This window comes from Methylomonas koyamae, from assembly GCF_001644025.1.
Taxonomy (GTDB): Bacteria; Pseudomonadota; Gammaproteobacteria; order Methylococcales; family Methylomonadaceae; genus Methylomonas; species Methylomonas koyamae_A.
Genome location: NZ_LUUK01000202.1, coordinates 24,418 through 41,089, shown reverse-complemented (window position 1 = coordinate 41,089; position 16,672 = coordinate 24,418). Strand labels below are relative to the sequence as shown.

The 16,672-nt window shown below is 55.1% G+C and carries 19 protein-coding genes; 6 read left to right on the top strand and 13 right to left on the bottom strand.

All coding sequences use genetic code 11. The annotated features are described in order from the left end of the window. The first annotated feature begins 150 nt into the window (after positions 1–150). From msrB to A1355_RS20050, 5 genes are all read left to right on the top strand, one after another. Positions 151–543 carry a peptide-methionine (R)-S-oxide reductase MsrB gene (gene msrB, locus A1355_RS20070; RefSeq protein WP_064031061.1) on the top strand — a complete coding sequence of 131 codons (393 nt, stop codon included), beginning with the start codon at positions 151–153 and terminating at the stop codon, positions 541–543. Continuing rightward, entirely contained in the window at positions 540–1,844 is a 1,305-nt protein-coding gene (locus A1355_RS20065) for a M18 family aminopeptidase (protein WP_064031060.1), read from the top strand. The genes msrB and A1355_RS20065 overlap by 4 nt, the downstream gene beginning before the upstream one ends. A 131-nt stretch (positions 1,845–1,975) precedes the next feature. Beyond that, positions 1,976–2,473 (top strand): YfiR family protein, encoded by a 498-nt coding sequence (locus tag A1355_RS20060; protein WP_231883738.1) that lies wholly within the window; start codon positions 1,976–1,978, stop codon positions 2,471–2,473. Continuing rightward, a complete protein-coding gene (locus tag A1355_RS20055) occupies positions 2,466–4,826 on the top strand; it encodes an EAL domain-containing protein (RefSeq protein ID WP_064031058.1) in 2,361 nt (786 codons plus the stop codon). Before A1355_RS20060 ends, A1355_RS20055 begins: the two co-directional genes overlap by 8 nt. After that, positions 4,823–6,997 carry a TonB-dependent receptor plug domain-containing protein gene (locus A1355_RS20050; protein ID WP_064031057.1) on the top strand — a complete coding sequence of 725 codons (2,175 nt, stop codon included), beginning with the start codon at positions 4,823–4,825 and terminating at the stop codon, positions 6,995–6,997. Before A1355_RS20055 ends, A1355_RS20050 begins: the two co-directional genes overlap by 4 nt. Positions 6,998–7,045: 48 nt before the next feature. On the opposite strand, the gene A1355_RS20045 is transcribed toward A1355_RS20050, so the two are convergent. The 9 genes from A1355_RS20045 to ffh form a co-directional block, all read right to left on the bottom strand. Next, positions 7,046–7,465, bottom strand: a complete 420-nt coding sequence (locus A1355_RS20045) for a response regulator transcription factor (RefSeq protein ID WP_064031056.1) — start codon at positions 7,463–7,465, stop codon at positions 7,046–7,048. 94 nt (positions 7,466–7,559) lie between these two features. Further along, positions 7,560–8,333, bottom strand: a complete 774-nt coding sequence (gene lpxA, locus A1355_RS20040) for an acyl-ACP--UDP-N-acetylglucosamine O-acyltransferase (RefSeq protein WP_064031055.1) — start codon at positions 8,331–8,333, stop codon at positions 7,560–7,562. A 2-nt stretch (positions 8,334–8,335) separates the two neighbouring features. Continuing rightward, entirely contained in the window at positions 8,336–9,220 is an 885-nt protein-coding gene (gene xerD, locus A1355_RS20035) for a site-specific tyrosine recombinase XerD (protein WP_064031054.1), read from the bottom strand. 8 nt (positions 9,221–9,228) lie between these two features. Continuing rightward, positions 9,229–9,726: a methylated-DNA--[protein]-cysteine S-methyltransferase gene (locus A1355_RS20030; RefSeq protein ID WP_064031053.1), complete on the bottom strand. Its 498-nt coding sequence runs from the start codon at positions 9,724–9,726 to the stop codon at positions 9,229–9,231. A 90-nt stretch (positions 9,727–9,816) separates the two neighbouring features. After that, on the bottom strand, positions 9,817–10,164 hold the full coding sequence (rplS, locus tag A1355_RS20025) for a 50S ribosomal protein L19 (protein WP_064031052.1): 348 nt from the start codon (positions 10,162–10,164) through the stop codon (positions 9,817–9,819). A 12-nt stretch (positions 10,165–10,176) separates the two neighbouring features. Beyond that, positions 10,177–10,920 (bottom strand): tRNA (guanosine(37)-N1)-methyltransferase TrmD, encoded by a 744-nt coding sequence (trmD, locus tag A1355_RS20020; protein WP_064031051.1) that lies wholly within the window; start codon positions 10,918–10,920, stop codon positions 10,177–10,179. Positions 10,921–10,933: 13 nt separating this feature from the next. Further along, complete coding sequence (gene rimM / locus A1355_RS20015) at positions 10,934–11,443, bottom strand: ribosome maturation factor RimM (protein ID WP_064031050.1); 510 nt, start codon at positions 11,441–11,443, stop codon at positions 10,934–10,936. Between the two features lie 6 nt (positions 11,444–11,449). Next, complete coding sequence (rpsP, locus tag A1355_RS20010; RefSeq protein WP_064031049.1) at positions 11,450–11,701, bottom strand: 30S ribosomal protein S16; 252 nt, start codon at positions 11,699–11,701, stop codon at positions 11,450–11,452. Between the two features lie 86 nt (positions 11,702–11,787). Next, a complete protein-coding gene (ffh, locus tag A1355_RS20005; RefSeq protein ID WP_064031048.1) occupies positions 11,788–13,143 on the bottom strand; it encodes a signal recognition particle protein in 1,356 nt (451 codons plus the stop codon). Between the two features lie 118 nt (positions 13,144–13,261). On the opposite strand from ffh, the gene A1355_RS20000 reads away from it, so the two are divergent. Further along, positions 13,262–14,065 (top strand): cytochrome C assembly family protein, encoded by an 804-nt coding sequence (locus A1355_RS20000; RefSeq protein WP_064031047.1) that lies wholly within the window; start codon positions 13,262–13,264, stop codon positions 14,063–14,065. On the opposite strand, the gene truD is transcribed toward A1355_RS20000, so the two are convergent. Genes truD through A1355_RS19980 form a run of 4 tightly spaced genes read right to left on the bottom strand, consistent with a single transcriptional unit; the run spans position 14,062 to position 16,546 of the window. Then, positions 14,062–15,111 carry a tRNA pseudouridine(13) synthase TruD gene (truD, locus tag A1355_RS19995; protein WP_064031046.1) on the bottom strand — a complete coding sequence of 350 codons (1,050 nt, stop codon included), beginning with the start codon at positions 15,109–15,111 and terminating at the stop codon, positions 14,062–14,064. The two genes, A1355_RS20000 and truD, sit on opposite strands and share 4 nt — an antisense overlap. Next, positions 15,108–15,581, bottom strand: a complete 474-nt coding sequence (ispF, locus tag A1355_RS19990; protein WP_064031045.1) for a 2-C-methyl-D-erythritol 2,4-cyclodiphosphate synthase — start codon at positions 15,579–15,581, stop codon at positions 15,108–15,110. The genes truD and ispF overlap by 4 nt, the downstream gene beginning before the upstream one ends. Beyond that, positions 15,578–16,273 (bottom strand): 2-C-methyl-D-erythritol 4-phosphate cytidylyltransferase, encoded by a 696-nt coding sequence (ispD, locus tag A1355_RS19985; RefSeq protein ID WP_064031044.1) that lies wholly within the window; start codon positions 16,271–16,273, stop codon positions 15,578–15,580. The genes ispF and ispD overlap by 4 nt, the downstream gene beginning before the upstream one ends. 3 nt (positions 16,274–16,276) lie before the next feature. After that, complete coding sequence (locus A1355_RS19980; protein WP_064031043.1) at positions 16,277–16,546, bottom strand: septum formation initiator family protein; 270 nt, start codon at positions 16,544–16,546, stop codon at positions 16,277–16,279. Positions 16,547–16,672 lie beyond the last annotated feature (126 nt).

Sequence of the window (16,672 nt, the reverse complement as noted above, 5' to 3'; positions counted from 1 at the left end):
TCGAATCCGGACCTCTTCCGAATTGTCCGTAACTATAGAAGATTGTTACATTCGCGCACTCGCGGTGGGTATTCGTGGGCGCGACATACTTTGGCCTTGGATCAAGTCTGGGTACAATGCGACATCCCAGCAAATTTCCGGAATAACGACATGGCCGACCAAGACGATAGCGAACAAATCTGGCGCGAAAAACTCAGCCCCGAGCAATACCACGTCTGCCGAGAAAAAGGTACCGAACCGCCGTTCACCGGCAAGTATACCGATTGCGAGGAAGCTGGCGTCTATCGTTGCGTGTGTTGCGGCGAACCCTTGTTTTCGTCCGATCAAAAATTCCACTCCGGCTGCGGCTGGCCCAGCTTCTGGGCCCCCATCGCCGGCGAAAGTCTGGAGCAGTCGCTCGATACCAGTCACGGCATGCGTCGCATCGAAGTCACCTGTCGCTCCTGCGGTGCCCACCTCGGCCATGTTTTCCCGGACGGTCCGCAACCGACCGGTCAGCGTTATTGCATCAACTCGGTTGCGTTGGATCTAGAAAAGTCATGACCTCTCCGCAACTCGCTCAAGATTTACTGGATTTCATCGACGCCAGCCCCAGCCCCTGGCACGCGGCTGCCACCATGGAACAGCGCCTGCTGTCGCACGGTTTCCAAAAACTGGAGGAAAGCGCAGTCTGGCCGTTAAGCCTTGGCGGCCGATATTATGTGATTCGAGACGCTTCGTCCATCGTTGCGTTCATCGTCGGCGCCGCCGCGCCGGCCGAAGCCGGATTCAAGATCCTTGGCGCCCATACCGATTCTCCGGGTTTGCGGGTAAAGCCACGACCGGTCGTCGACAGCGATCGATTCGTACGCATTGCCGTCGAAGTTTACGGCGGACCGATCTTAGCCACTTTCGCCGACCGCGATTTAAGTCTGGCCGGGCGCATCGCTTACCGCGACGGCGATGGTAGCGTGGCCACGACGCTGGTCCGATTTGCCGAGCCGCTGCTGCGCCTGCCGAACTTGGCCATCCATATGAACCGCGCCGTCAACGAGGATGGCCTCAAACTGAATAAACAAACGGAGCTGCCGCTGCTGCTAGCCAATCTGCCGGGCGATAGCCCGGCAAACGACGTGTTTTACGGCCTACTGGAATCGGCTTCCGGCTTGACGGCGGACCAAATTTTAAGCTGGGAGCTCAACGTCCACGACAGCCAAAAAGGTGCGTTCTGGGGCGCGGATCGACAATTCATCGCCGACAGCCAACTCGACAATTTGGCGTCCTGCCACGCCGGCCTGACCGCCTTGCTGAATTGCCGGGAACAACTCGTGGCGGCTACCCGGGTATGCGCCTTTTTCGACCACGAAGAAGTCGGCAGCGAAAGCAACAAGGGCGCGGCCGGCAGCTTCCTGGCCGACGTTCTGTCTCGAATTGCCGGGGCATGCGGCGATCGGCCAGACAATTATCCGCGCGCGCTGGCGCAAAGTTTTCTGGTCAGCGCCGACATGGCGCACGCCTACCAACCGAATTTCCCAACCGCTTACGAGCCTGGCCATAAAATCCTGGTCAATCACGGACCGGTGATTAAGATCAACGTCAATCACCGCTACGCCAGCGAATGCGTATCCGAAGCGGTTTTCGCCCAGTTCTGCCAACAGGCCGGCGTGCCCTATCAAAAGTACGCGCATCGCGGCGATCTGCCCTGCGGCAGCACGATAGGTCCGATCACCTCCGCGAAGCTGGGTATACGTAGCGTCGATGTCGGCTCGCCGATGTGGGCGATGCACAGCGCCAGGGAAAGCGCCGGCGTCGCCGACCACGCTTACATGGTCGGCGCACTGGAGGTTTTTTTCAGCAACCCTTAGTATTTCTACTATTCTTGCCGTGTACTCTTGCCCGGTAGAGAATAATTTTGTTTCCGATCTTTTCGTCCCACTGCAATGTTGCATTGCAGCGTGCAGCGTTTTACGCCAAATCAGCGCTCGTCTGTGGCTGGGTGTTAAGTACAGCGCATGCCGACGAACCGAATCTGGAATACAAAATCAAGGCCGCTTACCTTTATAATTTCACCAAATTCATCACTTGGCCAAACAACCCTGGGCCGTCGTTCAACATTTGCTTGATTGGCGACAACCCGTTCGGCAATCTGCTCGACACGCTGGAGACCAAAACGGTCGCCGACAAACCTATCCGTTTGCGCCACCTCGATTCCCTAAAACAGGCGCAGGATTGCCAGATTCTGTACGCCGAAAAGACCGAACAACGCATCGACATCAATCTGACCGGCGTCTTGCTGGTCGGCAACCTCGGTAAAACGCTGACAGTCAGTAGCCAGCCCTTCTTCGCCGAATCCGGCGGCATGATAGGTTTCGTGCTCGACGATGAAAAAGTGCGCCTGCATATCAACTTAAAGGCTTTGAAGCAAAGCGGACTATCGATCAGCGCTAAACTGATCGAAGTCGCCACATTGGTGGAAGGAGGCGGCCGTGAATAAATGGTTTACCGCCCTCTCCATTAAAACGAAGCTGCTGACAATCGCGGTGACCTCCGCCCTATTTTCGATGTTGCTGGCCCTGGTCATTCTCGTCACGATCAATGCCGCCGACGTCAAGCGCAAGGCTCAAGACGATCTGCAGGCCGTCGCCAGTCTGATCGCCAACCGCAGCGTGGCCGCGGTGATGTTCGACGACGCCGGCGTCGCCAAGGAAAACCTGATTTCGTTGAACAGTTTTCCGGACTTGCGTAGCGCTTGCGTTTACGTCAAGAAAGGTCATCTGTTTACCTCACTGGACAATCAGGCCCTACCCTGCCCGGACGTTGCCTACGGTCTGCATACCCATTACGACAATTTGATGCTGTATGTATACCAGGCGATGGTGGTTGACAGCGAAGAAATCGGGGCAGTGTATCTGGCCTCGGACTTGAGTGCGGCGATTTGGCGAGAACTGAAATTCGTCAGCTTGATTATTGCGGTTCTCTTCGTCGCGTTGTTCATCACCTTTTTGCTAACCGTCCCACTGTTGAACCGAGTCGCATTGCCGGTCGCCCAGCTCGCCAAAACCGCGCAGAGAGTCAGCCAAGATCACGATTATTCGCTACGAGCCGAAAAGCACAGCAGCGACGAAATGGGCATTCTGGTCGATGCCTTCAACGACATGCTCGACACCGTAGAAACCCAAAACAAAGCCTTAATCGCGGTCAAAAACAACTACCAGGCGCTCTACGACAACAATCCGACCATGGTCTTCAATCTGGACATGCAAGGCCGCATCGTATCGGTCAATCGCTTCGGCGCGAAGCAATTGGGTTTGGGCGTCGAAGAATTGCAAGGCTGCGCGATCAGCAACTTCTCGCATCCGGACGATGCCGCCGGTTTCGAACAGTTTTTCGAGACTTGCCGCCACCACCCGGAACTGATTCATCGCCAGGAAAGCCGCAAAATTTGCCGCAACGGCAACGTGATTTGGGTCAGGGAAACCGCGCGTCTGGTCACCGACGAGTCCAACTTCCAGCGCTTGTTACTGGTCTGCGAGGACATCACCGAAACCCGCCGGCTGTCGGAAAAAATCGCCTATCAGGCCAGCCACGACGAACTGACCGGTCTGGTCAACCGGCGCCAATTCGATATTCACATCCAGAGTTTGGTGTCTCAAGCCGAAATCGACGAAAGCGAACACGTGCTGTGTTATTTGGATTTGGACCAATTCAAGATCGTCAACGATACCTGCGGTCATTTGGCGGGCGACGAACTACTGCGTCAATTGGGCGAAGTCCTGCGCCACCAGGTCCGTAAGACCGACATTTTGGCGCGACTGGGCGGCGACGAGTTCGGCATTTTGATGTCGCATTGTTCGGTCGAGCAAGCCTTCTCGACCTGCGAGAAACTGCGCAACATCATTTGCGACTTTCAGTTTGCCTGGGAAAATCGTAGCTTTAATATCGGCGTCAGCGTCGGTATCGCTCCGATCAATCTGACCAGCGGCAATGCGGTCGACATACTCAAGGAAGCCGACGCCGCCTGCTACGCCGCCAAGGAAAAAGGACGGAACCGCGTCCACGTCTTCAGCCCCGACGACGAAGAATTGACGTTGCGACAAGGCGAAATGCAATGGGTCGAAAAAATCCGGATGGGGATAGAACAAAACCGTTTCCAGCTTTACGGTCAGTTAATCGTGCCGATTGCCTCGAACGACGAAGGGCTGCATTTCGAAACGCTGATCCGCTATATCGACGAACAGGGCAAAGTCATTCCCCCCGGCGCGTTCCTGCCGGCCGCCGAGCGCTACAACATTGCTCCACCGCTGGACCGATGGGTGATTTCCCGTTTGTTCGAGCATTTGGCAACCACGCCGAACCTGCTGGAACGCCTGGAAATGTGCTCGGTCAACCTGTCCGGCCTGTCGATGTCCGACGAAACGATGCTGACCTTTATCGACGAGCAGTTTCAAAAATGGCATATTCCGACGCATAAGATATGCTTTGAAATTACTGAAACCGCCGCCATCAGCAATTTGTCCTACGCCCGCCAGTTCATTAATTCCTTGCGTACCAAGGGTTGCCTGTTTTCGCTGGACGACTTCGGCAGCGGCCTGTCTTCATTTGCATATCTAAAAAACCTTCCTGTGGACTTTTTGAAAATCGACGGCCTATTCGTCAAGGATATTTTGGAAGACCGGGTCGATTTGACCATGGTCAAATCGATCAATGAAGTCGCTCATGTGATGAGCAAGAAAACCATCGCCGAATTCGTCGAAAACCGCGATATTTTCGAGTTGTTGAAAACCTTAGGCGTCAATTACGCCCAGGGTTACGGCATTGCTAAACCGGTACCCTTGGAAGAACTATGAGTCAGCCCAAACCCAACGTCTTCGGCAAACGGTGCGTAGTGCCGGCCGTGTTGCTATGCGGCCTCGGTCAACCAGCCCAGGGTCAAGACCAGAGCATGACCGACTTGCTCGAACTGTCACCGGCCGAGCTGGCCAATATTTCGGTCAGCATTGCCTCGGGGACCGCCAAATCGGTATCGCAATCCGCCGCGGTCACGACTGTGATTACCGCCGACCAAATCAGCGCGATGGGCGCCACCGAGCTACACGAAGTGCTGGAAACCGTGCCCGGCATGCACGTCAGTATTCAACCGGTCACCAACGATTACACCTATACGATGCGCGGCATGCGTAATCAAACCAACTCGGAAGTCTTGCTGATGTTGAACGGCACCCGGTTTTCGATTCCTTATCAGGGCTCGCACATGGCGGGGATGATCGTACCGGTCGAAAACATTCAGCGTGTCGAAGTCATTCGCGGGCCGGGCTCGGCCTTGTACGGCGCCGACGCCTTCGCCGGCGTCATCAATATCGTCACGAAAAAAGCCGGCGACCTCAACGGTACCACGCTAGGCGCGCGCGGCGGTAGCGCCGACCGCACCAGCACCTGGGCGCAGCACGGCGGCCATTACGGCGAATGGGATGTTGCCGGTAGCCTGCAATATAGCCATAGCGGGATCAATCCGGATCGTATCGTGGCGGCCGATGCTCAAACCGCATTGGATAACGCGCTGAACACGCACGCGTCTCAGGCACCCGGCGCTATGCAGACTGCCGGCGAGCGCTGGAACGCTCATCTGAATTTACAGCGCCAACACTGGGATTTGAACTTTTGGGCTTACAACCAGTCCGTTGGCTTCCCGGCCGGCGCCAGCGGCGCGTTGGATAATAGCGGCACGCTGGACGGCGCCCATTATTTAGGTGACGTCCGTTACTCGACCGAGAACGACCTGGAAAATTGGGAACTGCAATTTCACACCAGTTTTCTGCACACCGATTTGAACGGAAATAGCCGTAACTTTCCAGTAGGCACGGTTTTACCTATCGATGGGAACGGTAACCTAGCCGTGGATGCCAACGGCAATCTCAACCCCGCCACCTTAGTCAACTTTGTGTCGTTTCCGAATGGCATGCGTTTCGTCCCCGGTATCAAAAATACCGTCCCGAGCACCGAACTGACCAGTATTTACAAAGGGTTCGAAAACCACCTGATCCGATTGATCACCGGCTTCCGTTACGAGGAATTGAATGTCAGCGAACTGCGCAATTACGGCATCGGCGTCATCGACGGCCAGCAATTAGTCGTCAACGGCGACCTGACCGACGTCACCGGCACGCCCTACGCCTTCATGAACGACACCCATCGATCGATCTGGTCGGTCGCGTTGCAGGACGAATGGCAGATCTCCAAGAATTGGCAATTGACGGCTGGCTTGCGTTACGACGAATATTCGGATTTCGGCGGTACTTTGAACCCAAGAGCAGCCTTGGTTTGGGATATTAACGACGATCTAACCGGCAAATTGTTGTACGGTCAGGCCTACCGCGCACCTAGCTTCGTCGAGCAGTATCAGAAAAATAATCCGCTGTTCGTCGGCAATGCCTCGTTGAGTCCGGAGACGATAGAAACCACCGAGTTGGCTTTCGATTACCGCCCCTGGAAGAGCCTGCGAACCACATTGAATGTCTATTACTACGAAATCAACGACTTAATCGGCGGCAAATTAACCAATCAGGGCGCCACGCTGTCCGAGGTCAACAATCCCGGTCAAGATGGGTTGGGCAGCGAATTCGAATGGGATTGGAAATTCTACGACGACTGGAATTTGCGTGGCAATTACGCTTGGCAATACGCGGTCGACCGAGCCACCCAACGGCGAGTCAGCAACGTCCCAGAACACCATGTTTACACCGCATTGTCCTGGAACTTTCATCCCAAATGGCAAATTCAGACCCAAGTCAATTGGGTCGGGCATCGGCTTAGCGATATCGGAGATAACCGGGTGTTAAAAGACTACCAAACCGTGGACTTGACGTTAAACGCCAAAAAACTGATGGGATCGCTCGATTTGACCGCGTCGGTACGCAACCTGTTCGACAGTCAGGGCAAGGAACCGGCCATCGCTAGTTATCCCTACAACTTACCGATTTCGGCTCAAACCTTCTACTTCGAAGCCGCTCTGCATTTTTAAACCGCTAGCCGCCACGCCGATTGCAGCCACTAGCCAATATTCGACCAATTAAACGCTAAGCACCAGATTATTCTGACTGATGACGTCCAGCAAACGACCGACCATTCTTCGGCTCACCCAGGCCTCGCCGTCGGCAACAACCTGAATCATTTTCGCCAGATAGCCACTCAACGGACCGCTGTTTTGGTAGCCTCGACTGCCGGCAAGCAGACAATTCAAGATGCGGTCCTCGCCGATCTCGTCGCCGATCACCACGATCTTGCTGGCAGGACTCGCATTCAACAACAAGCCGATATAGTCCGGAGTTTCATCGCCCCGCAACGAGAAGCTCAGTAAAATCAAGCTGGGCTGCTGGGCCTCGGCGGCATTCAAAGCCTGTATTTCGTCGTTATAAAACGAAACGTCTTCCTCGGACATCAGCAACAATGGCGGGATCTGTCCGGTATTATCGACTACGTGGATTTTCATAACCTAAGGATGCTTAAAATTGCGAACACGCCCGCTCGATTACCGCTAGCCGGCCCCCCACCATACGAAATTGCGTGTCCGTCACGGAAAAAACTCAGTCAGCCAACTCGACAAATCCATGCAATCCGCGCTTGGAGTCCGCAGCCAGCCAGTCTTTTAAGTATTGCAGCTCTTCGCTGGATTGCAATTCATCAAGGCATTTTTTATGCCGAAGCAAGCGGAAAGCCGCGGACAATAATTTCAGCCGATCGCCGACGATGCCCGCCCGGCGCAAGCCTACCAAATTCAAGCGATAGTGTTTGGCCGGCCGGCCACCGATTAGCATAAAAGGCAGCACGTCCATATTAATGCCCGTTGTACCTTGAACAATCGCGTAAGCACCGACCCGGCAGAACTGATGCACCACGACGGCGCCACCCATGAATACATTCTTGCCGATATCGACATGCCCGCCGATCGCCACGTTATTGGCGAAAATGGTTTTGTCGCCTACCGAACAATCGTGCGCGACATGACTGTTGTTCATGAAATAACAGCCGGAGCCGATCTTGGTGCTTCCGCCCGGTTTGGTGGCTCTGTGCGCGGTAAATCCCTCGCGAAACGCATTGTCGTCGCCGATTTCCAGCCACGATGCCGTCGCCGGATCAAACCCGAGATCCTGAGGCAAACCACCCAGCACCGCTTGAGGATGCACGATATTCCTGGCACCCATTTTGACCCAACCATGCACCACGGCGTGCGCACCGACTTCGCAACCGGCACCGATCTCCGCCCCCGCTTCGATCACCGCGAACGGCCCAACCCGAACGTCCTTGGATAAGCTGGCATCGGGTGAAACAAAAGCCGTGGGATGAATCAGAGCGGTCATGGTTAGCCTCGCGGATGGTGTTGAGTGTGTAATTCTTTCAGCCTTTGCTGAGCGACGTGAGTGTATATCTGAGTAGTCGATAAGTCGGAGTGTCCAAGCAGCATTTGTACCGCCCGCAAATCCGCGCCGTGATTAAGAAGATGGGTAGCAAACGCATGGCGTAACGTATGCGGAGACAGGGGTTTATCGATGCCGGCTACCGCAGCGTAACGCTTGATCAAATACCAAAATGCCTGACGAGTCATGCCCTCGCCGCGCTTGGTGACGAACAGAAAATCACTTTGCCTACCCGCCAACAAGGCCAATCGCGGACCAGCGAAATAGCGCTCTAGCCAGTCCAGCGCGTCTTCACCGACCGGCACTAGTCGTTCCTTGCCGCCCTTGCCCATCACTCGCACCCATCCCTGCCTCAAATTGAGCTGGGCGAACGTCAATTCGACCAGCTCGGATACGCGCAATCCGGTCGCGTAAAGAACTTCCAACATTGCCCGATCGCGAAACCCCAACAATTCGCCTATCTCCGGCGCCTCGATCAATCGTTCGACATCCCGCTCGCTCAGCGTATCAGGCAATGGCCGCCCCAGTTTCGGCGCATCGATCAGTTGGGTAGGATCGCGCTCGATCCGTTGCTCGCGCAGCCAATAACCATAAAAACGCCGCAAACACGATAAAAACCGGGCCGCCGAACGATTGCCGGTACCTTGTGCATGGCGCGCCGCCAAAAACCCCTTAATGTCGGTCTGATCGACCTCAAGCAAATGTTTATCCTTGAGCCACCTTGAAAACTGTTTTAGATCGCTAGCGTAAGCCGCCAACGTATTGTCGCTAAGACCTAATTCCAACCACAGGGCGTTCAAAAACGCCTCGACCACTTGAGCGGAATTCATGGCCTCGGTTACTTCTGCATCCTGGATGCTTCGTAGTTTAGCAAGCGGCTTTTCAACGCCAGATAATCACCGGAAGTCTCTCCCATGAATCCACCCAAACCGGATTTGGCAACGACACGATGGCAGGGGATCAAACCGGCATACGGATTGTCTCGGCAGGCGCCGGCAACCGCTCTCGGCCCGGAACCCAATTCCGCGGCAAGTTCGGCGTACGTTTTGGTCTTACCTGGCGGAATATCCAACAAGGCTCGCCAAACCCGGTTACGGTGTGCGCTACCGCGCGCCAGCATGGTCACATTCAATTCGACAAACTCCGGCTCCGTTAGAAACGCTACGAAAGGCTTTGCCAACGAAGAAACCGCCTCGCGTACCGACTCAGTCCGCCAAGACGCATCGACGACGACATCGCCAGTCATCGTGACGATTAAATTAGCTTCGCAAAATGGCACGGCGATGACACAGGTTTCGCCCTCCGCGACAGCCTCCCAACGAATGTGTAACGTCATCGTTGACTCCCAATGTCCGGCAAAAAAAAAGGCAGCGAATTGGCTGCCTTTTTTGATGACTCTGCTTAACGCCGAGTCGCCGCCTCACCATTAAGACAGTCGTTCTTTAATCCGAGCGGCTTTACCGGTCAGGTCGCGCAGATAATACAGCTTGGCTCGACGCACATCGCCACGGCGTTTGACTTCGATACTGCTGACGGCGGGGCTATGAGTTTGGAACACTCGCTCGACGCCGACACCGTGGGAAATTTTTCTAACGGTGAACGCTGAATTCATGCCGCGATTTCGTTTGGCGATAACTATACCTTCGAAAGCCTGCAATCTTTCCCGCTCGCCGTCCACAACCCGAACCTGAACCACGACAGTGTCGCCTGGGCCAAATTCTGGCACGTTTTGTTTAAGCTGAGCCGCTTCCAACTCTTCAATAATTTTACTCATAACCACACCCTATTAAACAATTTCATTTCTAAATTCACTCAACAAAGCCTCCTGCTCTGCCGTCAAGTTCAAACTCCGGAGTAGCTCCGGACGCCGCATCCACGTGCGGCCCAGCGCTTGTTTCAAACGCCAGCGCTTGATCGCCGCATGATTTCCGCCAAGCAACACATCCGGCACATCACCGAACTCGCCATGCTCCGGCCTCGTATAGTGGGGGCAATCCAACAAGCCATCCACATGAGAATCTTGCTTTGCCGACTCGTCATCCCCCAATACGCCGGGAAGCAAGCGGGTCACCGCATCAATAACAATCAGCGCGGCAAGCTCTCCGCCACTGATAACATAGTCGCCGATAGACCACTCCTCGTCGCATTCTTGAACGACAAATCGCTCATCGACACCTTCATAGCGTCCGGCCACCAATATCAACTGTTCGAATCGACTGGCCTCATGCAACAAATTTTGCGAAATCACTCGCCCCTGCGGGCTCAAATACACGACTTTAGTGCCATCTCCGGCGCAACCGGCTAGCTTTGCCGAGGCAACCGCGTCACGTAGAGGCTGGTATTTCATTACCATGCCCGGACCGCCACCGTAAGGCCTGTCGTCGACCGTTTTATGTCGGTCTTGAGTAAAATCTCGAGGATTCCAAACAGCAAGATCAACCAATCCGCGCTCTATCGCCCGACCGGTAACCCCAAATGCGGCAGCGTCGGCGACCATCCGCGGAAAAATGCTGATCACATCGAAGCGCATACCGCAACAGCCGTCAAAAATCGGCGTCCCAATCGACCAAAATGCAGCCTTTTTCGGTATCGACCTTGAGGATTGTTTGCCCCATCAAAAACGGGATCAAGCGTTCTTGTTGCCCATCCGAAACCACCACAACGTCATTAGCGCCGGTCTCCAACAAATGATCGACCACCCCCAACTCCATCGCGGCCTGATTAACGACCCTCAGACCGATTAAGTCGGTCCAGTAATACTCGCCATCCGCCGGCTCGGGCAACTGTTGTCTACGTATCAGGATCTCCGACCCCATCAACGCCATCGCCGCGTCGCGATCATCCAAATCTTCAAGTTCGGCCACAACGGCAGCGCCTTGGCGTCTTCCGGCTAGGACCTTAAACTCGCGAATTTGATCGTTCTTCCTAAGACACCAAGGCGAGTAAGCCAAGATATTTTCTCGCGGATCGGTATAAGAAAAAACTTTTACCCATCCTTTGATGCCAAACACGCCAGAAATTTGACCGACGCTCAAATACTCTTCGGCAGACAAGCGGGATTAGGCAACAGCCTTGCTAGCGTCCTTGATCAGTTTGGCGACTCGATCCGAAGGCTGAGCGCCGTTAGCGGTCCAATATTGAACGCGTTCGGTATCCAAAACCAAGCGCTGCTCGCCGCCTCTCGCCAGAGGATTAAAAAAACCTACCCTTTCGATGTAGCGCCCGTCGCGGCTACTTCTGCTGTCGGTTACGACGACATGATAGAAAGGACGGTTTTTAGCGCCGCCTCTGGACAAACGAATACTTACCATCTGCACACCCTAGATAACAATGAGTCAAAAATTTAATCTACCTATTCTACGCGATTTGCCGCGCAAGAAAAGAAAAAATTGAAAAATCACATCTTCATGCCGCGCATATTGCTTTTCAGACCCCGCATCATGTTGACAATGTTGCCTTTGCTAAACTTTTTCATCATTTTCTCCATCATCTTGTGCTGCTTCAACACACGATTGACAGCATTCAAATCCAGACCGCAACCGTCGGCGATGCGCTGCTTGCGACTGCCCTTGATCAGATCGGGAAAGCGCCGCTCTTGCTTGGTCATCGAATTGATCACGGCGATTTGATGCACCAAATCCTTGTCGTTGACCTTTTCCTTAACTTCTTTCGGCACCGCGCCCATGCCGGGCAACTTATCCATCATGGCGCCGATACCGCCCATGTTTTGCATTTGCGTCAACTGCTCGCGTAAATCTTCCAGATCAAAACTTTTGCCCTTCTGCAACTTCTTGGCGAGCTGCTCGGCTTTTTTCTTGTCGACGTTCTGCTCGATGTCCTCGATCAGCGACAACACGTCACCCATACCCAAGATACGCGAGGCCAATCGATCCGGATAGAACGGCTCCAACGCATCGGATTTTTCGCCGACACCAATAAACTTGATCGGCTTACCGGTAATATGCCGAATCGACAGCGCCGCCCCGCCTCTGGCATCGCCGTCGGCCTTGGTCAAAATCACGCCGGTCAACGGTAACGCATCATGAAAAGCCTTGGCGGTATTGGCCGCATCCTGACCGGTCATGCTATCGACGACGAACAGTGTCTCTATCGGCTTGATCGCGGCATGCAGAGCCTTGATTTCAGCCATCATCTCGTCGTCGACGTGAAGACGGCCCGCAGTGTCGACGATCAACACATCCAAAAACTGGCGCTTGGCGGCATCGATAGCCCGATTAACAATATCGACAGGCTGCTCGGTGGATTCGCTGTCGAAGAACTTCAGACCAAGATCGTCGGCCAGGGTTTGCAACTGCTTGATTGCCGCCGGACGATAGACGTCCACGCTGACCACCCCGACCCGCTTCTTTTTCTTTTCCTTTAAATGCCGGCCAAGCTTGGCGACCGTCGTCGTCTTGCCCGCACCTTGCAAGCCCGCCATCAAAATCAGCGCTGGGGGATTGGTCCGCAGATTCAGCTCTTCGTTGGCCGAGCCCATCACTCGCACCAATTCGCCCTGCACCACTTTGATCAGAGCTTGCCCCGGCGTCAAACTGGTCTGAACTTCTTGACCCAGCGCGCGTTCCGTCACCTGCTCGATAAAATCGTTGACGACCGGCAGAGCGACATCGGCCTCCAGCAACGCCATTCGCACTTCCCGCATGGTGTCCTGGATATTGGCCTCGGTCAAGCGGCCCTGACCCTTGATTTTTTTGAGCGCACCGCTCAGGCGATCGGATAAATTGTCAAACATAGCTACGTCTTTATAGTTCTGAAGTCCTGGTGATGATCCGCCGTAACAATCGAATTACGACAATCAGGCCGCTTAGTTTAACATAAGCGCTTCGCAACGCCTTTCGATTCTTCCGGCCATGTACCTCAGCACAGCCATCGGCATTTTATCGATTCTGACCTACGCGCTCGCGGGGGCGGGAATCGCTAGAGAAATCCTTGCCGCGCAAAGACAGTCCTCGCTTCCACTCAAATTGGCTTGGGCCGCGGCCGGCCTGCACAGCGCTTATACCTTCCTAAACATCCACGAGCAGAACGGCTTTTCGTTCGGTTTTTTCAACACCGCGTCGCTAACCGCGTTGGTCGTTGTCTGGTTACTACTGTTTGCCGCCCTCGATAAGCCGGTGGCAAAACTCGGCGTATTGGTATTCCCAGTGGCGGCATTACTTCTGGCGGCTAATTTAGCCTATCCGAGTAAACCTCATCCTCTCGCCCATCACGACTGGCAATTAACCGCCCACATTTTGACGTCGATTTTAGCCTTTGGATTGCTGAATATCGCCGCGGTACAAGCCATTCTACTGGCGATTCAAGAACAGCAACTGCGCCATCATCACCCCAAGCAATTTATGTTAGCGCTACCGCCGTTGCAGGCCATGGAAGCGCTTTTGTTCCAAATGATCGCTACCGGCCTGGGGTTTTTAACCATTTCGTTGTTGACCGGCTTTCTGTTTATCGACGACTTGTTTGCACAGCATCTGGCGCACAAAACCGTGTTGTCGATTCTCGCCTGGCTGATATTTTCCGCACTGCTATTCGGCCGCTTGCGCTACGGCTGGCGCGGACAAAGCGCCGTGCAATGGACATTGATCGGCTTTACGTCGCTCCTGCTGGCGTATTTCGGCAGCAAACTGGTGTTGGAGTTAATCCTGAAGAAAATCTAGGTCGCGACCACGCCTAACGACTCGTCAAGCGCGACAATTTCCCGCAGCAGCGCCGTAGCGTAAGCGCCGGCCGGCAAACCGAAACCTAAGCGCAAAACCGCTTCACTCTCGAAGCCCCACACCAAATCGGTCGGCCTAACCACGAGCGCTCGCCTATCCTGCGTCAGGCCAGCCGAAATCAAACCTTGCGCCAGTATCGGCTGCGCCGCGACAATTCGTTGCTCTAGTTCCAGCGCATCGGCGCGAGCCCCACTAACGCCCTTGCCCCACAACGCACCGCTGCACTGAATGTCGCCGGCCGCCAGTCGCGCCGCCAGCGCCGAATCGATTTCATCCGCGGCAAAATAGCTGTGACTGCCGGCCAGCATAAAAGCCTCGCCAGTCAGGCCGGTACTCCAGCTACCGATCGCCACCCGTTCGGCCAGAATCAGATTAAATAAATAAGACCGCGCCGCCGACAGGTAAATCGAGCGCTGCTCAGCTTTCACCCTAACACCGCCGAACATGGCCGCCGCGCGCCCGACATTGCGGCCTTGGAAACCAAAACGTTGTTCGCCGAAATAATTGGGAAATCCCAAGCGCTTGACTTGCTCGAGCTGGGCATCCAAACGTTCGCGGTCGCCTTGCCAGTTACGGATCAAAATCTCGAATCGATTGCCCTGTAGCACACCTCGCTTTAACTTGCGTGGGTGGCGAACTGCTTCCAGTATTTTCAGATGGTCTCCCTGCAACATTCTCCAATCAGGCTCCACCTTGCCGGGCAACCAAACGCTGAAGCATTGCCGGGTGCGTCCGTGTCGGTCTTTCAGGCCGGCGTAACCGATGTCGCGCTGCCTAACACCGGCGTGGCGGGCCAGCAGCCGGGCGACATATTCGGTGTTTTCGCCGATTTTTTCGACGAATAGAAACACGTGCTCGCCACTGCCTTCCGGTTGGAAGCCGAGGATTTCTTCGACAAAGAAATCGCCGGGGATGGTTTTAATGTCACCAGTGCCGGATGGGCCGCCGAAAGCGCGAGGCCAGTCCGGTAACGGAAATTCGCTCACTTTTCGATCAGCACCACAGCCTGCACCGCAATGCCTTCCTTACGGCCTTCGAAGCCGAGTTTTTCGGTGGTGGTGGCTTTGACGTTGATGAAATCGACATCGACCGCCAAGTCGGCCGCGATGTTGGCGCGCATCGCCGACACGTGCGGCAGCATTTTCGGCGCCTGGGCGATGATGGTGACGTCGGCGTTAACCAGTTTGTAGCCTTTCTCCTGGACGATGCTGTACACGTGGCGCAGCAATACCCGGCTGTCGGCGCCTTTGAAATTGGGATCGGTATCCGGGAAGTGCTTGCCGATGTCGCCAAGCGCCGCCGCGCCCAAGATGGCGTCGGCCAAGGCGTGCAGCACCACGTCGCCGTCGGAATGGGCCTCCAGGCCTTTTTCGTAGGGGATGGTGACACCGCCCAAAATGATGTGGTCGCCGTCGTTGAAACGGTGGACGTCGTAACCTTGACCGACTCGAATCATGTTTGTTGCTCCATATAAAATTGCGCCAGCGCCAGATCGTCGGGCCGGGTGATTTTGATGTTATCGGGGCGGCCTTCGACGATTCTGGGCTTGAAGCCAAGGATTTCCAGCGCGCTGGCTTCGTCTGTCACCGCTGGATTGCCTTCGGTTTGCTGCAAGGCGTCGCGCAGCATGCCGTATTTGAACATCTGCGGGGTCAGCGCCCGCCAGACGTGTTTGCGGTCTATGGTCGCGGTGATGGTGTCGCCGTCGACATGCTTCAGAGTGTCATGCGAACTCAAGGCTAGAATGCCGCCGACGGCGTCATCCTTCATACTGTCGATTTGCAAATGAATGTCGGCGGCGGTCAGACATGGCCGCGCGGCGTCGTGGACCAGCACCCAGTCGTCTTCGCCGGCCAAGCCTTGTAGGGATTTCAGCGCCGACAGCACCGAGTCGGCGCGTTCCTTGCCGCCGGGCGCGGTAATCACGTCGGGGTGTTTGGAAATGTCCAGCTCCGGCCAGTACGGGTCTTCGACAGAAATCGCCACGGCGACTTTTACGAAAGCTCCCGAGCCCAAAAGCCTAGAAAGCGTGTGTTCGATGACGGTCTTGCCGGCCAGCGGCAGATATTGTTTGGGGCGGTCGGCTTGCATGCGTTTGCCGACGCCAGCTGCCGGGACTACTGCCCAGCATTTGAGAATTTGATTCATGCGCTACTCAAGCACTTGAAAGAAGGTTTCGTTTTCCTTGATCATGCCCAGCTCGTAGCGGGCGCGTTCTTCGATGGTTTCCAGACCTTTGCGCAGGTCCAGCACTTCGGCGTACAGCGAGTCGTTACGCTCTTTTTTCTCTTGGGCATCCTTGGTCAATTCCTCCAGCCGCGCGCGGTACTCGCGAATCTGCGACAAACTGGCGTCGCCGAACCACAACCGGTATTGGAAGTGCAGCGTCAACGCGATGATGACAAGGATCAGGGTTTTGATGGCGGTGTCTCTTTAGAAAAGAGTAGGTTGGGTTAGCGAAGCAACGCGGAGCGTAACCCAACACGACGACTCTTAAAGTTGCGGCAATCCTCCGCTTTCGCAAAGGATCAACCCAACCAACGCTTT